Source organism: Aminiphilus sp., assembly GCF_029975095.1.
GTDB lineage: Bacteria > Synergistota > Synergistia > Synergistales > Aminiphilaceae > Aminiphilus.
This window is the reverse complement of sequence record NZ_JARKPW010000225.1, coordinates 1-19,354: the sequence shown is the minus strand read 5'-3', so window position 1 is coordinate 19,354 and position 19,354 is coordinate 1. Positions and strand designations below refer to the sequence as shown.

General features: G+C 64.9%; 14 protein-coding genes. 10 read left to right on the top strand and 4 right to left on the bottom strand.

Features of this window, described 5'->3' with window-relative positions:
- The 5 genes from Q1K49_RS13900 to Q1K49_RS13880 all read left to right on the top strand — a co-directional run.
- Window positions 1-477 (top strand): SDR family oxidoreductase (locus Q1K49_RS13900; RefSeq protein WP_300526573.1); only part of this gene is annotated, 477 nt, incomplete at its 5' end.
- 443 nt (window positions 478-920) lie between these two features.
- Entirely contained in the window at window positions 921-2,315 is a 1,395-nt protein-coding gene (locus Q1K49_RS13895; RefSeq protein ID WP_300526572.1) for a hypothetical protein, read from the top strand.
- 193 nt (window positions 2,316-2,508) lie between these two features.
- Window positions 2,509-5,712, top strand: a complete 3,204-nt coding sequence (locus Q1K49_RS13890; RefSeq protein WP_300526571.1) for a site-specific DNA-methyltransferase — start codon at window positions 2,509-2,511, stop codon at window positions 5,710-5,712.
- Window positions 5,713-5,716: 4 nt separating this feature from the next.
- Entirely contained in the window at window positions 5,717-7,222 is a 1,506-nt protein-coding gene (locus Q1K49_RS13885; protein ID WP_300526570.1) for a Fic family protein, read from the top strand.
- On the top strand, window positions 7,222-10,509 hold the full coding sequence (locus Q1K49_RS13880; RefSeq protein ID WP_300526569.1) for a DEAD/DEAH box helicase family protein: 3,288 nt from the start codon (window positions 7,222-7,224) through the stop codon (window positions 10,507-10,509). Before Q1K49_RS13885 ends, Q1K49_RS13880 begins: the two co-directional genes overlap by 1 nt.
- A 334-nt stretch (window positions 10,510-10,843) precedes the next feature.
- Here Q1K49_RS13880 and Q1K49_RS13875 read toward each other — a convergent pair whose 3' ends face one another.
- The 3 genes from Q1K49_RS13875 to Q1K49_RS13865 are packed head-to-tail and all read right to left on the bottom strand — an operon-like array spanning window position 10,844 to window position 12,989.
- Entirely contained in the window at window positions 10,844-11,506 is a 663-nt protein-coding gene (locus Q1K49_RS13875; protein ID WP_300526568.1) for a DUF6475 domain-containing protein, read from the bottom strand.
- Window positions 11,503-12,459 (bottom strand): helix-turn-helix domain-containing protein, encoded by a 957-nt coding sequence (locus tag Q1K49_RS13870; protein WP_300526567.1) that lies wholly within the window; start codon window positions 12,457-12,459, stop codon window positions 11,503-11,505. Before Q1K49_RS13870 ends, Q1K49_RS13875 begins: the two co-directional genes overlap by 4 nt.
- A complete protein-coding gene (locus tag Q1K49_RS13865; protein ID WP_300526566.1) occupies window positions 12,456-12,989 on the bottom strand; it encodes a helix-turn-helix transcriptional regulator in 534 nt (177 codons plus the stop codon). Before Q1K49_RS13865 ends, Q1K49_RS13870 begins: the two co-directional genes overlap by 4 nt.
- A gap of 187 nt (window positions 12,990-13,176) precedes the next feature.
- On the opposite strand from Q1K49_RS13865, the gene Q1K49_RS13860 reads away from it, so the two are divergent.
- From Q1K49_RS13860 to Q1K49_RS13840, 5 genes are all read left to right on the top strand, one after another.
- The gene (locus Q1K49_RS13860; RefSeq protein ID WP_025745638.1) at window positions 13,177-13,602 is read left to right on the top strand and encodes a helix-turn-helix domain-containing protein; all 426 of its coding nucleotides are present in this window, start codon (window positions 13,177-13,179) and stop codon (window positions 13,600-13,602) included.
- 259 nt (window positions 13,603-13,861) lie between these two features.
- Complete coding sequence (locus tag Q1K49_RS13855; RefSeq protein ID WP_300526565.1) at window positions 13,862-14,398, top strand: ImmA/IrrE family metallo-endopeptidase; 537 nt, start codon at window positions 13,862-13,864, stop codon at window positions 14,396-14,398.
- 448 nt (window positions 14,399-14,846) lie between these two features.
- The gene (locus tag Q1K49_RS13850) at window positions 14,847-16,274 is read left to right on the top strand and encodes an alpha/beta hydrolase-fold protein (protein WP_300526564.1); all 1,428 of its coding nucleotides are present in this window, start codon (window positions 14,847-14,849) and stop codon (window positions 16,272-16,274) included.
- Between the two features lie 164 nt (window positions 16,275-16,438).
- Window positions 16,439-16,711, top strand: a complete 273-nt coding sequence (locus tag Q1K49_RS13845) for a hypothetical protein (RefSeq protein ID WP_300526563.1) — start codon at window positions 16,439-16,441, stop codon at window positions 16,709-16,711.
- 594 nt (window positions 16,712-17,305) lie between these two features.
- Entirely contained in the window at window positions 17,306-19,051 is a 1,746-nt protein-coding gene (locus tag Q1K49_RS13840) for a FapA family protein (RefSeq protein ID WP_300526562.1), read from the top strand.
- A gap of 108 nt (window positions 19,052-19,159) precedes the next feature.
- Here Q1K49_RS13840 and Q1K49_RS13835 read toward each other — a convergent pair.
- On the bottom strand, window positions 19,160-19,354 hold a 195-nt coding region (locus tag Q1K49_RS13835; protein ID WP_300526561.1), incomplete at its 5' end, for a hypothetical protein.

Below are 19,354 nucleotides of genomic sequence, written 5' to 3'. Positions count from 1 at the left end.
AAAAACCAGCAGGAACTGAACCTCAAGGGAGTCGTCCACGGCACCTACACGGCCATTCCGCTCATGCGGGAGCAGGGGTTCGGCCACATCGTCAACACCGGGTCCATCGCGGGACGCATTCCCCTCCCCTACCAGGCGGTGTACGCCGCCACCAAGAGCGCGGTGATCAGCATGACGGAAAGCCTCCAGTACGAGCTGGAGGTGGAGGGGCTCTCCTTCAGCGTCTTCTGCCCCGCCAACGTCCGCACCCCCATCTTCGGCGAGATGGCCCCTCCGCCGGATTCCATCAGTGTCGAGGAAGCGGTGGAGTACATCTTCGCCGAAATGGAGAAGAAGGCCATCGTGATCGTCCTGCCCGAATCGGCCAGAGGGTTCGACACGCTTTACCGGGAACAGTACGGGGAATTCCAGCGGCTCGTCCGGGAACTGGCGGCGGAGCGCCGGGAGAACTACCGCACGAAGGGAACCTACTGCTGAGAGCCTGCCGTTGCAACGGAGGAAACCGGAGCGTCTTGTCCCGTGCGGCTTGATCCGTCGAACGGAACAAGGGAGAAGAAAGAAGGGAGAGCACCCCGAGAAAACGGAGGACACCGCCCGGAAGAATCGGTCTCTCCTGCTGGAAACGGGCACGGGAAAGCCGGAGCCGGGTTGAACGTTGCGCCGCATCGCGGCAGGAGGCCGCCATAAAAAGCTCCAACAGGAAATCGCAACACAAAACCCCGGCGGGAAACCACGACAAAAAGCCTCAACAGAAAACCGCAGCAGAAATGCACGAGCAGGCAATACGACACAGGCAGGAAATAATACACACGCAGGCAATCACGAAAGTACGGCGATCACAGGCGGGCAAGACACATGACCAGGAGTCGGGAGGTAGGAAGACGCATGAAGGAAAGAGAACGAAAGGCGAGGAGACGGCCGTGACACCGGAGCGAGGATGCGCACAGTCCTTCGCACAGCGCGTGCGGCATCTGCCGTTCCTGCGGCATCTCCGGTCTTTGCGGGGACTGCGGGGGCTCTCGGGCGCAACGGATCTTCCCCTCGAAGTGGTCATCCTCCTCGTGGGAGGGCTCACCCTGACGCTCGCGGGGGCGCTGCTCTTTTCCGCCGCCTCCGGAGCGCTCCCCTGGTACGAAGACGGGCTGTACGGGCTGCTCCTCTTCTTCTTCGCCGTGCAGATCGTCACGCTGGGGAAAACGCCCTTCGGCGACGCCCGCCGGACAAAACCGCTGCTCGCGCTGGGAATCGCCGTCGCCTCCGTGGGCATCGTCACCTGCTTCGTTCCGGGCCTGCTCGGCGAGATGCCCCGAATGCTGCTCGCCCTCTGCCTCGGGCCGGGGGGTACTCTTTTGCTTTTGGAAATGCTCTTCTCCAGGGAAAAGTGCCGCGTCTGGCTGGAACAGGGAGGCGTCCTCCGGCGTCTCGTCGCTGCGGCGGGGGCGGTCTACGCGCTGTCGATTCTTTTGGGGCTTCTGGTCTGGAAGAAGGATCTGTTCGCCACGCCGCTGACGGCCCTTGTGGCGCTCGCCTCCGGCGGCGCGCTCTTCTTTCTCGCCTTCGTCCTCGAAAAGGTCTACCGCCGCTATCCCGAGGCGGGAATCCCCCGGAGCGGCCCGGGGGCGCTGCCTGCGGACAGGGCGCTCTTGCTCCTCACGGGGGTCTTCATGGTCCTTTTGGGGGTGCTGCTGATCCCCGTCAACGTGGGCCTGCTTCCCTTTTCGGGAAGCGCCCAGCTCGGCCTGCTCATGGTGCTCTTCGCCCTCCAGATGCTCGCTGCGGGAAGCACTCCCGTCGGGGCGTTTCCCCGGTCGCGGCTCATGATCATCCTGGGGCTCCTCTTCGCCGCCCCGGGCATCGTCTCCTGCATCGTTCCGGGCGTTCTCGTGCCGTTTCTCACCGTCCTCGTGGGGGTGTGCAACATCCTGGGAGGCGGGCTCACCCTGGGCAAGCTCTGTCTTTCCCTCCTGACGGCGCGAGGGACGCCGCACGCCCCGGGGACGGGCGCTTCTCCGGACAGGGAAATCTCCCCGGGCACGGACACGGACACGTCCCAGGGCACCGGCACATCCCCGGAGGCGCACCGCCCCGCGCCCGGCCCCGTTCCGCCTCTTCTGGTGAAGCTCACCACCACCCAGGTGGCGATGAACCTGCTCTCCATCCTGTTCGGCACATCCATGCTCGTCTCAGGCATCATCCCCGGGTGGATCATCGGCCCCGTCCTCGCCGCCAACGGCGGCGCCCTTCTCTACCTGCTGCACATCCTGAGGCTTCTGGACCGAATGCGCGGCGCCGCACCGCCCGCTCCCGCGGCGTGAGCAACCGACCTCCTGCCTCCGGCGCCACTATCACCGCGCACGGTGGCGTTTTGCTTCCCTGCCGCGGCGGAAGCGACCGATCTCCTGCCCCTTGCGGAGGCGCGGGCCACAACAAGCGAGACCCTGTTCACCCTTCGCTGGGCTATCGTATAATGAGACTCTTAAATCACGACAACCGAGGACGGAAAAACCCATGGACCAGCGCGATAAAAAACTCATAAGCCTGCTGAAGGAGCTGTTCCAGCTCGACCAACCCGACTTGGACTTCGGCGTCTACCGGGTTATGCGCGCCCGCGCCGCCGAGATCACGCAGTTCCTGGAGAAAGACCTGCTGACGCAGGTGAAGGAGGCGTTCGCGCAGTACCGCCCGGCGGACAAGGCGGCGATCGAGCGAAAGCTGGCCGAAACCATCGAGCAGGCACAGGCCCTCGGCACGGACCCGGAGACGCTTCCCAAGGTCAGGGACCTGCGCACAAAGCTGGCCGACAGCGCGATAGACCTGGACGCGCTCGAAGCCGAGGTCTACGACCATCTCTTCAGCTTCTTCCGCCGCTATTACTCCGAGGGCGATTTCTTAAGCAAGCGCGTCTACAAGCAGGGTGTCTACGCCATCCCCTACGAGGGCGAGGAGGTCAAGCTCCACTGGGCCAACGCCGACCAGCACTACATCAAAACGAGCGAGTACCTGCGCAACTACACCTTTCGCCTGCGGCCAGATGCCGAGAAAAACCCGATGCGCGTGCATTTTCGGCTGGTGGATGCGGCCGAAGGCGAGCACGGCAACGTGAAGGAACAGGCGGGGAAAGAGCGGCGCTTCAAGCCGGCCCCAGAGCCGTTCGCCGCCATGGAGGAGGGCGAACTGGTGATTTGCTTCACCTACGAGCCTGATCCGGCTAAGCAAAAAGACCTCAACGCCGCCGCGGAGGCGGCGATTCTCGGGTTGAAGGAGGGCGCGCCGGCCGACTGGCTCGAAGCCTTGGGGGCAAAGCACATCCGCGCCGACGGCGCAACGTCCGAGGTCACGCGGCTCCGTGCGCACCTGGACCGCTACACCGCCCGCAATACCTTCGACTACTTCATCCACAAGGATCTGGGCGGCTTTTTGCGGCGAGAGCTGGATTTCTACATCAAGAACGAGGTGATGCACCTCGACGACGTGGAGAACGAAAGCGCCCCGCGGGTCGAGCAGTATCTTTCCAAGATCAAGGTCATCCGCAAAATCGCCGGCAAGATCATCGCCTTCCTGGCCCAAGTCGAGGACTTCCAGAAAAAACTGTGGCTCAAGAAGAAGTTCGTCACCGAGACGAGCTGGTGCGTCCGGCTCGGCGTGATCCCGGAAGTTTTCTATCCCGAGATTGCGGCGAACGACGCCCAGCGCGAAGAGTGGATCCGACTCCATGCGATCGACGACCTAAAGCCCGCCGGCGGGAATCTGTTCGAGACGGGCAAACCCGGCGCCGGCGAACCGCTGACAGTGGACTTGCTGAAGGCGCAGCCGACGCTGATGGTGGACACGCGGCACTTCGACGCCGACTTCACGGCGCGGCTGCTTGCGGCAGTCGGCGACCTGGACGAGCAGACCGACGGGGTGCTCGTCCACAGTGAGAATTTTCAGGCGCTGTCGCTGATGCAGGCGCGCTATCGGGAGCGGGTGACGTGCATCTACATCGATCCGCCGTACAACACGGGTAATGATGGGTTCGTCTATAAGGACAACTACCCGCATTCCAGCTGGGCCGCAGCGTTATTTGGCCGCGCCGAGGCCGCCTTGCCGCTGCTTCATGCGGAGTCCGGATCGTTCTTTTCGAGCATCGACGACGGAGAGCAAGCGCTTCTGCGCGCCCTCCTCTCATCCGCGTTCGGGGCCGACAACTTCGTGGCCAACATCATCTGGCAGAAAAAATACGCTCCTGCGAACGATGCCAAGTGGTTCAGCGACGACCATGACTTCATTGCGGTCTTTGCGCGCAACCGACTCTCGTGGTCACCCGGCAAGATTCCGCGCACGGCTGCCCAGGACAAAGCCTACGCCAACCCGGACGACGATCCGCGCGGGCCGTGGAAGGCCGGTGACTACAAGTCCAACAAAACCGCCGATGAGCGCCCCAACCTCTTCTACGCGATCGTCAATCCAAACACCGGCAAGGAAATCTGGCCGCAACGGAACCGAGTGTGGGCGTATAGCCAAGAGCAGCACAGAACAAACGTTGAGCAAGGTCGGGTATGGTGGGGCAAAGACGGCACGAACGAAGTTCCGGCGTACAAGCGTTTCTTGAGCGAGGTCGGGGCGCTCGTCCCCCGGACACTTTGGAAGTACGAGGATGTCGGCCACAACCAGGACGGCATTCGGCAGCTTCGAGACGTGCTCCCTGACACGCTGTTCACCAGTCCGAAGCCTGTCGGTCTCATCAAGCGCGTTGTGCAGGTCGGCAAGGGTGAGGTGACTCTCGACTTCTTCGCCGGCTCCGGCACCACGGGCCACGCGGTCATCAACCTGAACCGCGAGGACGGCGGCCGGCGCAAGTTCATCCTGGTGGAAATGGCCGACTATTTTGACACGGTGCTGCTGCCGCGCCTGAAGAAAGTCGCCTACTCCCCCGAGTGGAAGGACGGCAAACCCAAGCGCATGGCCACGGCGGAAGAAGCCGAACGCAGTCCGCGCATCTTCAAGATCATCCGCCTCGAATCCTACGAGGACACGCTCAACAACCTGAGGCTTCGCCGCACCGAAGCACAGCGAAGCCTCTTTGATCTTCCCCGGGCGCAAGGGCCGGAGCGACTCAAGGAGCAGTATCTGCTCCGCTACATGCTGGACGTGGAAACCCGCGGCAGTCAGTCGCTCTTGAACATCGCCGCTTTCACCGACCCCACGGTGTACACGCTCACGGTCAAGCGCCCCGGCTCGGACGAATCGCAAGAGGTGAACGTTGACCTGATCGAGACCTTCAACTGGCTCATCGGCCTCACGGTCCAGCACCTCGCCGCGCCGCAGAGCTTTACTGCCGAATTCGAGCGCGACGGCGAAGGGCGACTTCGGCTCAAGGGTAGATTGGAGCAGATTACCCCTCACCCCGACCCGCTCCCCGGCGGGGAGCGGACGGAGAAGACATGGTGGTTCCGCACGGTGACCGGCGCCACCCGCGACGGCCGCAGAACCCTCGTCATCTGGCGCAAACGCCCCGGCGAGGAGACGCCCGAGAGGATCGAGCAGGACAACCTGGTTCTCGACGAGTGGTTCACGAAGCAGGGTTATTCCAGCAAGGACAGCCGGCTCGACCTGATCTACGTCAACGGCGACAACAACCTGGAGAACCTGAAGACCCCGCACGACACCTGGAAGGTGCGCCTCATCGAGGAGGACTTCCTGCGCCTGATGTTCGAGGCCGAGGAGGAATGAGGACATGACGCCGCTCCGCATCTTTCTCAGCAGCGTGCAGCGTGAATTCGCCGTGGAGCGGGCGGCGTTGCGCGATTACTTGCGGGGGGATCCGCTCCTGCGCCGCTTCTTCGAGGTGTTCCTGTTCGAGGACGCGCCCGCCGGCGACCGGCGCGCCGATGATCTCTACCTTGACGAGGCGCGCCGTTGCGACGTGTACCTCGGACTTTTCGGCTATGACTACGGTACCGAGGATGCGTCGGGCCTCTCACCCACGGAGCGGGAATTCGAAGCCGCCGGCGCGGCGGGCCGGACGCGGCTGATCTTCGTCAAGGGGACCGCCGACGAAACCCGCCACCCGAAGATGCGGGCGCTGATCGCACGGGCGGGCGGCGAACTGATCCGCCGTCGCTTTACCGAGCCCACGGGGCTGATCGCGGCGGTGTATGCAGCGCTCGTGAGAATTCTGGAGGAGAGGGAGATCATCCGCTTCACGCCCTTCGACGCGACATTCTGCCGAGACGCCACGCTGAAAGACCTCGACACCGAGCGCATAACCCGGTTCGTGGCGCTCGCCCGGCGCAGTCGCAATTTCCCGCTGCCCGAGGGTACACCTGTGCAGGAAGTACTGGCACACCTCAACCTGTTCGACCGCGACAGGCCGACGCACGCCGCCGTTCTGCTGTTCGGTCGGCAGCCGCAGCGCTTTCTTCCCGCCTCCGAGGTGCGGTGCGCACACTTCCACGGCACCGAGGTCGCCAAGCCGATTCCGTCGTACCAGGTATACAAGGGCACGGTCTTCGATCTCGTGGACCAGGCAAAGGATTTCGTGCTCTCCAAGATAGATCTTTGGGTCGGCACTCGCGCAGAGAGTGCTCAGGCACCCACCGCCTACGAGATCCCCCAGGAGGTCGTCGCCGAGGCCATCGTCAATGCCGTCTGCCACCGCGACTACACGAGCGACGCGAGCGTGCAGGTGATGCTCTTCAAGGACCGCTTGGAAATCTGGAACCCCGGAACGCTGCCGCCGACGCTGACCCTGGCGTCGCTTAAGGGGCCGCACCCGTCGGTGCCGGCCAACCCCCTGCTCGCCGAGCCAATGTACCTGGCCAAATACATCGAGCGCATGGGCACCGGCATCCGTGACATGATCGACCGCTGCCGCACGGCGGGGTTGAACGAACCGGAGTTCAAGGTCGAGGGCGGAGTCTGGATCACCACCCTGCACCGCAAAGCGGCGGTTACTGGGGTCACCCGGGAAGTCACCCCGGAAGTCGCCCGGGAAGTCGCCCCGGAAGTCGAACGCCTGCTTGGCGTTGTACGAGGCGAGATGTCTCGTGCGGAGATCATGACCGCTCTCGGTCTCAAGGATGAGGAACATTTCCGCCTCCGTTATCTCCATGCGGCCATTTCTTCCGGAGTGTTGGAGATGACCCGTCCGGAAGCACCGCGTAGCCGCCTGCAGAAGTACCGGCTCACGGAACGGGGACGGGCCGTGAGTCGAGCCATGGGTCATCGGGGGAAAAGCTGATGCCACGCGCACGCTCTCGTACGGGTTCTGCGACTGCCGCCGGACGCCGCGGCATCAAGCGCAACGCACATCCCGCATTGTCTTTCAATCGAAAGCTCGTCCTCAACCAATGGCTTCTGAGCCTGTTCGGGGTGGAGCGCTTCGACCAGCTCGCGGAGCATCTGCGCGACGAGGCGCTGGAGGGGTTGGACGAGAACAACATCCACCGCTTCCACCACGCGCTGTGCTTACATCTGCCGGCCGAGCAACGCCCAAAGCTGCCGGACGATCTGCTCCTCGAACATGATCAGGCCATCGTCGCGGTCACCCAGCGGCTCAACGAGCGGCGGTGCACCCGTGGCGATGAGCCCATTGTGTGGAAGTACTTTCAGTACCTGGCGCTGCTCTTTACCGAGATCTACCTGGACCGTTACTTCCGCGACCCCAAAGCCCTGCGTGCCGTTTTGAACGCGCGGATCGCCGCGCTCGACGAGGCGCTTGACGAGGCCGACCGGATCGAGCCGTTGATGGAGGACGCCGAGGCCTGGCCCCAGCTCAACAAGATCGCCTTCTGGATGGCCACCGGCAGCGGCAAGACGTTGCTCATGCACGCGCACATTCTCCAGTACCGGCGTTTCCTTGAGACCCACGGCCGCGCCAGGGAACTCAACCGGATCATTCTGCTCACGCCCAACGAAGGGCTCTCCCAGCAACACCTGCGCGAGTTCGAAAAGGCCGGTATCGACGCGGAAATCTTCAACAAAGACGGGCGCGGACTCTTCGCCGGGCAGACGGTGGAAATTTTGGAGGTCACCAAACTCAAGGAGGAGATGGGCGAGAAGACCGTGGCCGTGGACGCTTTCGAGGGAAACAACCTGGTGTTGGTGGACGAGGGGCACCGCGGCGCCTCGGCCGGTGGAGACGGCGCCTGGATGAAGTACCGCAACGCCCTGTGCGAGAAGGGCTTCTCCTTCGAGTACTCCGCCACCTTCGGCCAGGCGGTGAAGGGAAGTCAGGCCCTCACCGACCTCTACGCGCGCAGCATCCTCTTCGACTACTCCTACCGCTGGTTCTACGGCGACGGCTTCGGGAAGGACTACCAAATCCTGAACCTGGAGGACGACAGCAACGCGGAGTGGCTGAAGGCCTACCTCACCGCCTGTCTGCTCGCCTTCTTCCAGCAGCAACGCCTCTACCGGGAGCAGGAGGCCACGTTCCGGCCCTTCAGCCTGGAGCGGCCTTTGTGGATCTTCGTGGGCGGCAGCGTGACGGCAACCCTGGCGACGCGGGATGCCTCGGACATTGTCGAGATCCTGCGCTTCCTCGGGGGGTACGCAACGAATCGCACGGACAGCGCCGCGCGGATCCGCCGTGTGCTGCACGAAGGGCTCATGACGGCCTCGGGCAAAAACCTCTTCGCCGGTCGGTTTACGTATCTAAACACCTGCGGACTCTCGCCCGAGCAGATCTTCGACGAAACGCTGAAGACGATTTTTAACGCGCCGGGTGGCGGCGCGCTCCATGTGGAGAACCTTAAGGGTGCCGCCGGTGAGGTGGCTCTGCGCGTCGGCGACAACGATCCTTTCGGCGTCATCAACGTGGGCGACGACAACAAGCTGGTGAGGCTCTGCGAGGCGAAGGGCCTGAGCGTCGCCGAACGCGAGTTTGCGGGTTCACTCTTTCACGAGCTGGAACACCCTGCCTCGACCGTGAACGTGCTGATCGGCTCGAAAAAGTTCACCGAGGGCTGGAGCAGCTGGCGTGTGAGCACAATGGGCCTGATGCATGTGGGCAGGGGCGAGGGGGCGCAGATCATCCAGCTCTTCGGCCGCGGCGTGCGGCTCAAGGGGATCGGGATGAGCCTCAAGCGCAGCGCACGCGCCGCGCTGCCCCAGGGCCTTGAGCGACCCAAGCACATCGAGACGCTCGAGACGCTGAACATCTTCGGCATCCGCGCCGACTACATGGCGCAGTTCCGCGACTTCCTGGAGGAAGAGGGATTGCCGGGCGACACGGAACGCATCGAGATCGTCCTGCCGATCCTCAAGAACCTCGGCACACGGCCGCTCAAGACCATCCGGCTCAAGAAAGGGATCAACGGCGTCAAGACCGCTTTCGGCGACGCCTTCCGCAAGCTCGGTCCCATCCCCACGGTTGAACCTCCGGACCCGGAACGCGACCCGGCGACGGCGTACCTGCAGAAGAACCAAGTGATCCTCAACTGGTACCCGAAGATCCAGGCCATGAAGTCGCTGGGTGGCCCAGACGGCGACGAGGGCGCGCCGAACGAGGCGCACCTGACGGCGCAGCACGTGGCCCTTCTCGACCTCGACCGCCTGTTCTTCGATCTGGAGCGCTTCAAGGCGGAGCGGGGCCGGCACAACCTGAACCTGACGCGCGCCGGCATCACAAGGCTTCTGGCGGACGAATCGTGGTACCGGCTCTTGATCCCGGAATCGGAACTGGCCTTCGATTCCTTCGAGAAGGTGCGTGTCTGGCAGGAGATCGCGCAGGCGCTGCTGCGCAAGTATGTGGAGCACTACTACACCTTCCGAAAGCGCGAGTGGGAGCTGCCGCACCTGGAGTACCGCGACATCGGCGATGACGACCCGAACTTCCCCTGCGTCGTGCGCGAGAACGGTCCCGAATACGGCTACCGGATCCTGATCGAAAAATCCCAGAAGGAAATCGTCCAGAAGCTGAACGAGTTGAGGGACACCATCAAAGACGGGACTTTGAAACTACTGGAGTTTCAAGGTCTCAAAGCGATCTGGTTCGACCACCACCTCTATCAGCCGTTGCTGTCCCTCGAAGGCGGCGTGGTGGAGATCTCGCCGGTGCCGCTCAACAGGGGCGAGCGGCGCTTCGTGGAGGATCTCAAGGCCTTCTACGAAGGAAATCCAGACGACGTTGCAGACGAAGAGCTGTATCTGCTGCGCAACCTGAGCCGAGGCCGGGGAATCGGATTCTTCGAGGCGGGGAACTTCCATCCCGACTTCATCGTCTGGCAGCTCAAGGGCGAGCGTCAGCGCATTACGTTCGTCGATCCCAAGGGGATCCGCAACGTGGGGCTGCAGGATCCGAAGATCAGATTCTACGAAACGATCAAGGAAATCGAAAAACGGCTGGGTGACCGCAACGTCGTGCTCGAATCCTTCATCGTGTCCAACACCCCCTCGCATGAGATGTGCAGACAATGGAACGTCACGAAGGCCGACATGAGCCGGCGGCACATCGTGCTCCAGGACGAAGACAAGGACACCTACATCAAAACCGTGCTGGGGGCGGACACGGGAGCCGGTTCGTGACGCCGGTCAAGAATCCGGACGGGGAGCAGCCATCTCCGCTCCGGAGCAAGAACGAGAACACTCCGAAGGAAAGCCTGTTTTGCGCAGTGTGTCATCGAAGGAGGGAGAGTTTCGATATCCGGCCCCTTCGCTCGCCCTTCGTTTCGGTTTTTGGAGACACTCCCCCCTTGTACCCCTTGTAAACAGAAGACACTTCCCGAGAATCAGGTGGAAGAATTCGAGGCGACCAAGACCCCCGAGGCTTCCTCCCCGGGAAACAGGCACATTCCCCTTCTGCCGCGAACTCTGGAGCGGACGAGACGGCTTCGGGGAAGTTTCTCAAACCCACAGGCACTCACGCATGCACCGCCTCGCCCAGAGAACGAAGAACGTCCCGAAGCGGCGCCGCCCCCGCCCGGAAAAGAGCACCCTGCGGCGCACCAGTGCCCGGTGCAATGGCGGGGCCCCGGGGCAGGGCCGCCGCAGTGCGCTCGTCCGCGGGCACGGGGGGCGGCGGCGGAAAGAGACCGCCCCGGGAGAGCAGGTGGTGCTGCCCCATGAGAACCGGCGGCACCGCGTCCCAGGCGAGGTCGGCCCGTTCCGCCCGGGCGTACCAGTAGCAGAAGTCCTTCTCCCGGAAGGGCAGATCCGCGCCGCTCACCGCCCCGAGAGCGGGCCATCCGCCCAAGCGCTCCACCGCGTAATGCACCGCCGGGTCATCAAAGTACACGGAGATCCAGGTCCCCACCCCCCGGCAGGCGGCGAGCGCCCGGTGCCACGCCGCCCGCGCCCGGTCCTCCTCGCTGCCCCGGATCTGCTCCAGCAAATCCGCCGGACGGGGCATGAACTTGCAACTCCGGATATGGGCCGTGAGAGCGGCGCGGATCTCCTCCAGAGTGCAGTCCGCCAGAGCGTTGAACATCACCGTCAGCGCGCCGTCCGGAGGCAGGGGACGCCCGTACACTTCGGCGGTACGCCCGAAAAGCGTCACGAACTCGCGAAAGTCCTCGGGGGTCATTTCCGCGCTCCTCCGGCCCCAAGGGTGCGGTCCACCACGCCCGCCACCCAGGAGGCAAAGGCCTCCTCCCCCCGCCCGGGGCGGGGGCGCTCTCTCTGGTTCCCCCGTCTGGTTTCCGGGTCTGGTTCACTGAGTCTGGTTCTGGAGGCGGAAGGTGCACCACCCGAGGGCGGCACCTGCCCGGGGCGGGGCGCCTCCCGCCCGGAGTGGGGCACCTGCCGCACGACGTCGGGCGCGTCCTGCCCCGGAGAGGGCGCGTCGCGCACAACCCGGGGCAGCACCCGCACTCCCCCACTCCCGGGGCACCGCAGCGGCGGTGGCGGTGACGAAAATGCCGCAAAACGGGGCGTCCCCGTCTTCGCCGCCGCTTCCGCACCCCCCGCCGCGCCGCAGGAAACGCCGGACCGCACCGCTCCGGACGACGACGTTTCCGCCGCTCCCGGCCCCGTACCGGAAAGGACGCCACCCCCCGAGGCCGCGCCCGCACACGTCGCCGGGGCGCAGAACGTGCCGTCCTCGCCTGCGTCGGCGACGGTGATCACGTCTTTGCTTTCGGTTGTACCTTTCGTTGCGTTGACGTTGACGGGGTCGATTTCAGGTGCGCCTTCGTTTCCGTAGAGCCGGTAGAGGTTGCTGATGCGGCAGCGCCCGGCTTTGCGGGGCTCGCGCACCACGTACCCCCGCTCCTCCAGCACCCGCAGCCCTTCCACGACGGACCTTCGGGCGCACCCCGCCTTGGCGGCGATGGTGGCCAGCGAGGGATGGCAGCGCCCGTTCCGGTCGGCAAAGCGGCAGAGCGCCGCGTAGATGCTCTTCTGGTAGGCCGTGAGGGTCTCGTCGTCCAGCACGGCGTTGCCCACCCGGGAAAACCAGCCCCCCTGGCGGGCCGCGTCGGGCCGGTCACCCACCGCTCCGGTCCGCCCGGCGCTTTCGCGGTCACCCGCCGCACTCACGGAAGCGCTCCTCTCCGTTCCGAAGAGGCCACGCGGAACACCCGCCCGGCGTCCGCCCTCTCCGCCCGAACCACTCCATGCACTCCATTCGTTCCACCTGTTCCATTCGCTCCGGCTTGCGACTTCACGCCGCCTGCCACGCTCACTGCGGTTGCCGCATTCGCCCCGGCTTCTCCGTTCGCCCCGGCTTCTCCGTTCGCTCCGGTTTCCGCGTTCGCTCCGGCTTCCGCCTCCGTTTCAGCGATGCAGCCGGCGCGGGGCGCCGCGGCGCGACGGCATGGAAGCCCCCGCTCTCTTCCCCGACGGGCGAGAAGCCGCGTCGGCGAAAGCTCCAGCACCTCGGCGATGCGGAACAGCAGAAGCACCGAGGGACGGCGCTCCCCCGTCTCGATGCGGGAGAGATTCCCCTGAGAGAGCGCGCACTTTTCGGCCAGTTCCACCTGGCTCAATCCGGCTTTGACCCGGGCCCGCCGGATGTTCTCGGCCAGCGCGGACAGATGGGTGCGGCATTTCGTGTCGTCGAAAGACATGGACATCACCTCCGAAGGCATCGTATAATCCTTTTCGACATTTTTCAATACGCATAGACATGTCCTATGACAAAATATGTTTACGTTATGCCGAAAAGGAGTATACTGAACGGAGAAACATGGCCGCGCAAAAAAGACGCACGATGGACATTGCACGGTGCACAGTGACGTAAAGGAGGTGATCCGCGTGTCCTCAGTGGGAGAACGGATCCGCTATGCCCGGCGCAACGCCGGAATGGGACAGCAGGAACTCGCCCGGGCGCTGGGCACCACCCAGGCGAACGTGAGCCGCATGGAGCGGGGGGAGCGGCGTTTCACGCTGGAGATGCTCAAGGCCCTGGCAAACGTGCTGGGCTGCCCGCTTTCCTTTCTCGCGGGCGACGAGGACATCGCCCCGGCGCCACCGCCGGAGCGGCGGGTGAGCGAGAGCGAGGCGCTCTTCGACGAGCTGGCCCGCAAACATCCCGAAGTGGGGCTCCACCTGCGGAGTCTCGCCAAGGCACGGCACGAACTCACCGAGGAGGACTGGGATTTTCTGGTGACGCATCTCAAGCTGGCCCTCGGCTATGTGGACGCGTCGCTCAAGGCCCGCCGGGCGGAGGGGAGCTTCTGATGTCCCCGTCCCTGACGGCGCTGCCCGACCGGCCGCCCCGCGGGGCGCACCGCAGGGCGTACCACGGGACATACCGCATCGGATGCACACGGAAACGCCGCCGGGTCAAAGAAATTCCGGCCAACGCGGCGACCGCGGAAAAACGGAATGGTCAGAATCCAGCTCTCCCCGATGGCGGGCGCTACCTCGACGAAACCGCCCTCCGGTGCGACACGACGGCTTTCCGGCGGAACCCGGCATTCCGGTGCGGAGGTGCCCCATGACGTGGGCGGAGGTGACGGCGCGCAAGCTCTGGGTGCGCCTCGGCAGCCCGGAACCGCCCGTGGACGTCGGCGCGGTGTGCCGGACGCTCGGAGTCGAGATCTGGGTCGTCTCCTGCGGCAGCGCGCTCTTCGACGCCGTGTACACGCCGCGCACCCGGGACGGGCGGCGCCTCGTCACGGTGAACGGGGCACTGAGCCGGGAACGGCAGCGCTTCAGCGTGGCCCACGAGCTGGGGCACGCCCTGCTGGCGGGACACGCCGCTCGAACGGCGGGAGCGACGTGGAATCTGGAGCGGTCGCCGCTCCGCGAGACCGAGGCCAATCGCTTCGCCGCGGAGCTGCTCATGCCCAAGCTGCTCCTGGTCCGGGAACCGCGGCGCCTTGTTCCGCCCGTGAAGGAGCTGGCGGCGCGCTATCTCGTCTCCCGGGAGGCCATGCGGATCCGCCTGGTGCAGCTCGGCCTGATGCCGCTCCACACCGACGAAGGAGCGGGCGCGGCGGAAGAGGCGGGGGGTCTCAAGGACGCCGGATAGAACCAGGACCGCGCCTCCGAAGTGCGACGACTGTTTCAGAGGCAGATGTCCGTGGCGGGCAGGTTGCCGCTTCTGGAAGACTTCTGCGGCGTGGCATTGCGCTTGTGGAGGTTTCCTCGGAGCAGTGTCGCGCTTATACAGGCTCACGCAACGTTGCACTTGTGACGCATTCACTCTTTCGCCCGGAGCATTTTCTGGAAACATCTCTTCCGGAACGAGGTCTTTTCTAGAAATCCGTTCCGGAGCGTCTTTCAAAAAATCGTTTCGGCGCAAAGCACCGTCGCCACGCGAAACCCTTCGCACGAGCGCAGGCGCAAAAGGGGATGTCGAAAAGAGCGAAAATGATGTACACTGACATCAGGGCATTCGTCTTTTCAGCGCATCCCTCTCTTCAGGACATCCCTCTTCTTTCGGCAACGCATTGCACAGAAGGAGGCGAGGCACGACCATGACAAAATTCTTCGGAGTGTTGCTCGCGGCGGCTCTTCTGTTCTGGATGGCGACGGCGCTCTTCTCCGGCGCCGCCGATGCGGCGTCCGGAACGGGCACGCCCGGCACCGCGCCCGGCAGCGCCGACGCGATCTCCTCCGCACCCGGCGCCGTCTCGAAAGAGGCCCCCGGCGGCGAGCATTCCGGTGAAGGCGGCGGGAGCGCCGCGCCGCGCCTTTCCCGGAGCGGCGTCAGGCTGCACATATTCAAGGACGGCGAGATGGACTTTCAGCTTCTCCGGAGCTTCGGCGCCGATTTCTACGGCGGCGGCACGCCCGGAGAGATCCTCCTCGCCGCGGAGGACATCGCCGACGGAGACCCCGCATCGTGGCAGGCCTCCTTCGCAACCCTCGGCGCCCGGCTGGAGGCCGACGGCGAGAGCCGTCTGGCCAAGGGCAACCGGATCAGCGCCCGGGACTCCTTCTTCCGCGCCGCCTCGTACTACCGCGCCGCGGAATACTACGGCGACCAGCTCGATGAGGCGACCCGCGCCCTGGGCATGTCCTGTCGGGAGACCTTTCTCAAGGCGCTGAAGCTCTCCGGATGGTACGTGGAGGACCTGCGCATTCCCTTCGGGGACGGGTTCCTTCCGGGGTATTTCATCCGCTCCGGCGCCCCCGGCGAGCGACGCAGAACGCTTCTCGCCCAGAGTGGTTTCGACGGCACTGCGGAGGAGATGTTCTTCGCCGCGGGGCGCGCCGCCCTGGAGCGGGGGTACAACGTGCTCCTCTTCGAAGGACCCGGCCAGGCCGGGCTGCGGCGCTTCGTCCCCGGCTCCACCTTCGTCCCCGATCTCGGCCCCGTGGGGCGGACCCTTCTGGACACGGTGCGGGCCCGATCCGACGTGGACGGAACGCAAGTGATTCTGTACGGAGCCAGCTTCGGCGGGTATTTCGCCCTCTCCGCCGCGCTGGGCGAACCACGCCTCGCCGCGGTGATCGCCAACTCGCCCCTGCTGGACATGAACGCCTACGCCGTGGCCACCATGGGCGAGCAGGTGGCGGCACAGTTCGAGGCGAACGACCTCTCCGTGGAGGATCTCAAGGCCCTTCCGCCGGAGGCGATGCCTCCCAAGTACCGTTTGTCCCTGCTCAACCTGTGTCTGCGCTTCGGGGAGCCCTCGGTCAAGACCATGCTGCACAGGCTGAAGGATTTCCACATTTCGCCGGAGCAGCTCGCCACGCTTTCCATGCCCGCCCTCGGCATGGTCAGCGCCGGAGAGGGGGCCATTCCCCTGGAGCAGTCCCGGGCTTTCGCCGCCGCGGCGCCCAAGGCGACGCTCCATGTCTTCGAGCGGGAGAGCGGCGCCAACGCCCACTGCCAGCTCGACAATCCGCCCCTTTCCGCGGCGGTGCTCTTCGACTGGCTGGACGAACAGTTGCGCTGAGGCAGGCACCCGACAAACGACGAACGAAGGGCACCGGCACGGACACCGCAACGAAAAACAGCCGCTCCATGAGGCCCGCCGAGAAAATGCGGGTCTGCCACAACGCCGGAAGAGCACATCCGGCGAGGAAAATCGTGAAGGAACACAGGAAAGGAGGATCCTCCATGACCACGTCGTCCCGTCTCCTCGAAGGAGCCGCGTCGTTTCCCCTGGGCAAGCCCGACACCCCGCTGCCGAACACCGTTTCCCTGGGCGCCGGGTGGAAACCTCCGACGGAGGGCGAACGGCAGCTCCTCGCGGGCCTGCTCCCCGCGCCGGGAAGTGCGCCGTCGCACCTGCGACGACGACGCCCCACCTTTAGGGGAATTCTTCGCCGCCTGGGGGGACTTTTGCCGCGACGCCCCTTGCTTCCCTCTCCCTCTCCAAGGGTGGAATGAGCACGGAACCGGGCGAAGAGCGAACGCCCGGACGGAGATGTTTCCAGCGCCGGGCGGCAACCTCCCGGGATGCAACAGAAACACTTCCGGGGCCGGCACAGTCCAAGCTCCCGTGATCGGTACAGACGGACTTTCGGCCCCGGGACCGCATTCCCAAAAGATGAGTCTCCGGCCTCATGTCATACGGGACATCTTGTGTTATACCGTTTCAAACAACGTGATATGCGACGCTGTGACAGAATCTGCCGACGAGTCGATGACGCTTCGCTACAACAGAGAGAAGGAGCGGCTCGCGAACACCATCGTACGGCGATCTTCTTCGCCGGGACAAGCCTTCTTCCCTTCGGTCGCATCTTTTCCCCGGAAGACGACTCCCTTTTCCGCCGCAGACGAGACTTGACATTGACAGCGTGTCAACGCTTATCCTTGTCCGAAAAGAGGGCGTGACGCCGGCCCCTTCTCCATGAACCCGGAGACACGTTCTCTCAGGCCGGGCGAAATGCCCCCGGGAGAGCGAAACGGCGCAGGCAGCGCGACGACGCGATGCGGTGCGGCACGACGCCCAAGAGAGAACCCTCGAAAGGACGATGCGTCATGAACGACGTGCTGAAACCCCGCAACAAGGAAACATGCGGCGACAGAAAAACGACGGACGACGCCGGGATGTTCGCGGAACAGCCGGCGAGACAGGCGAAAACGGACGCGGGTGAAGGAGCGCCGGGTCCCCCGGACTTCGACATGTTCTCCGAAACTCCCGCCGGGCTCCTCTTCGACCGGGCCTCCGACACCCCTGCCGGAGAAAACGCCCCCGACGCAGGGGAGAGCGAGAAAAGCCGGGCCGAACTGTTTCTTGAGGCGGGCATCGACAAACTCCTCTCCGAAATGGACGTGGCCGCCGTCGCGAGCGACGGCACGGTCAAGCCCGTGGACGCCACCTTCGACGTGCAGGTCCCCAAGGACCGCCTCAAGGCGCTCGTGGATCTCTATCCCGCCTCGGGAGGCGGCAAAGCGCTGGATTATGCGGCCATCTGCGACCATCTCCTGGAGATGGGCATCAAGGAGATCGCCGAGGAGAGCCTCTCCGAGGGAGTGCGCCTCTGCAACGCCACCGGCGAGATCCAGCGCCGGGTAGTCGCCGCCGAGGGCATTCCTCCGAAATTCCCCCGGGAGGCGCGGCTCGAAATCCTCTTCCCCCTGGAAGGGCGCAGGCCGCCCCGCATGGAACACGCCGAGGCGAAGGTGGACTACCGGGACAAGGGAGAGATCTTCTCCGTCGAGACGGGGGAGCTGCTCGCCATCCTTGAGCCCGCCATTCCGGGCGAACCGGGGCGGGACATCTTCGGCAACGTCATCGAGGGCCCCGCCCCTCCCAAATCACCCCTCACCGTGGGAGACGGCGTCGTCTCCGAGGACGGGAGACTCTTCACGGCCGCCACCACGGGGCAGCCCATGTTCCGGGGCAACCGCCTCCTGGTCAAGCCCGTGGTGGTGGTGCGGGGCGATGTGGATCTGAGCGTGGGCAACGTGCTCTTCGACGGCAGCATCATCGTCCGGGGCAACGTGCGCGAGGGATTTCTCGTCAGCGCCGGAGTGGATGTGGAGGTCTTCGGCAACGTGGAGTCCGCCTCCATCAAGGCCGGGCGGGACGTGCACATCCACGGAGGCATTCTGGGCGAGACGAGCGACATCGACGCCGGAGGCAAGGTGACCATGCGCTTCATGGAGGGCGGCACCGTCTCCGCCGACGAAGAAGTGATCGCCAAGTCCCATCTCATGCACGCCCGGGTTCGCTCCGGCACGAGCGTGATCCTCGAAGGGCGGCGCGGCTCCGACAAGGGCGTCCTCGGCGGCTCCGTGGTGGCCCTGGAGCGGATCGACGTCGCCGCCGCGGGGACCCTCATGGGCACCAGCACCCTCCTCGCAACGGGCGTCGACTTCCGAACCCGGGCGAGAATCGAGGCCCTGGAGGCGCGCATCCGGGAACTTCAGGAAATGGCGGCGAAAATCTCCGAGGTGATGAAGCGCAGCGTCACCCGCTTCGTCAAGGACGGCCGCATCGTCCTTCCCCCGGACATCCAGACCAAGATGGAGCTGCTCATCCAGCACTACAACGCCTCCATCCGGGAGCTGCACCACCTGCAGGACGAGCGGACCGCCCTGCGGAACAGCATGGAACAAAAGATACGGGGCGGCGGCTACATCAAGGTGAAGCAGAAACTGCACCCTGGCGTCGTCGTGGAGATCCGCGGCGTCCGCCGGGAGATCAAAGACGAGCTGCGCTTCGTCTCCTTCCGGTTCGACAGCGACACGGGCTCCATCGCCATGGGCTCGTACCGGTAGACACCGCGAACGGCGCAACCTGTTCCGGACCGGCGGCGGCATGGTCAACAGCAGCAGCAACGCCGCCATGACGGACTGCGCTTCGCGAACAACACCACCACCACGGGACTACGGCGGAAGCAGGCTCAGCTCCGAGAGCAGCCCCGGCGTCACCGACCACATCTCCGCAGACGTGACCCCGCACCCCGCCCGCCATGCCCCACCGCGTGGCCCGTGCAGGCACCACAGCCCCCACAAGAGCGCGACGCTCCGAGCACGCGCACCCCGACAGCGCCACCGTCCGACGACGGGGGCGCTGTTTTC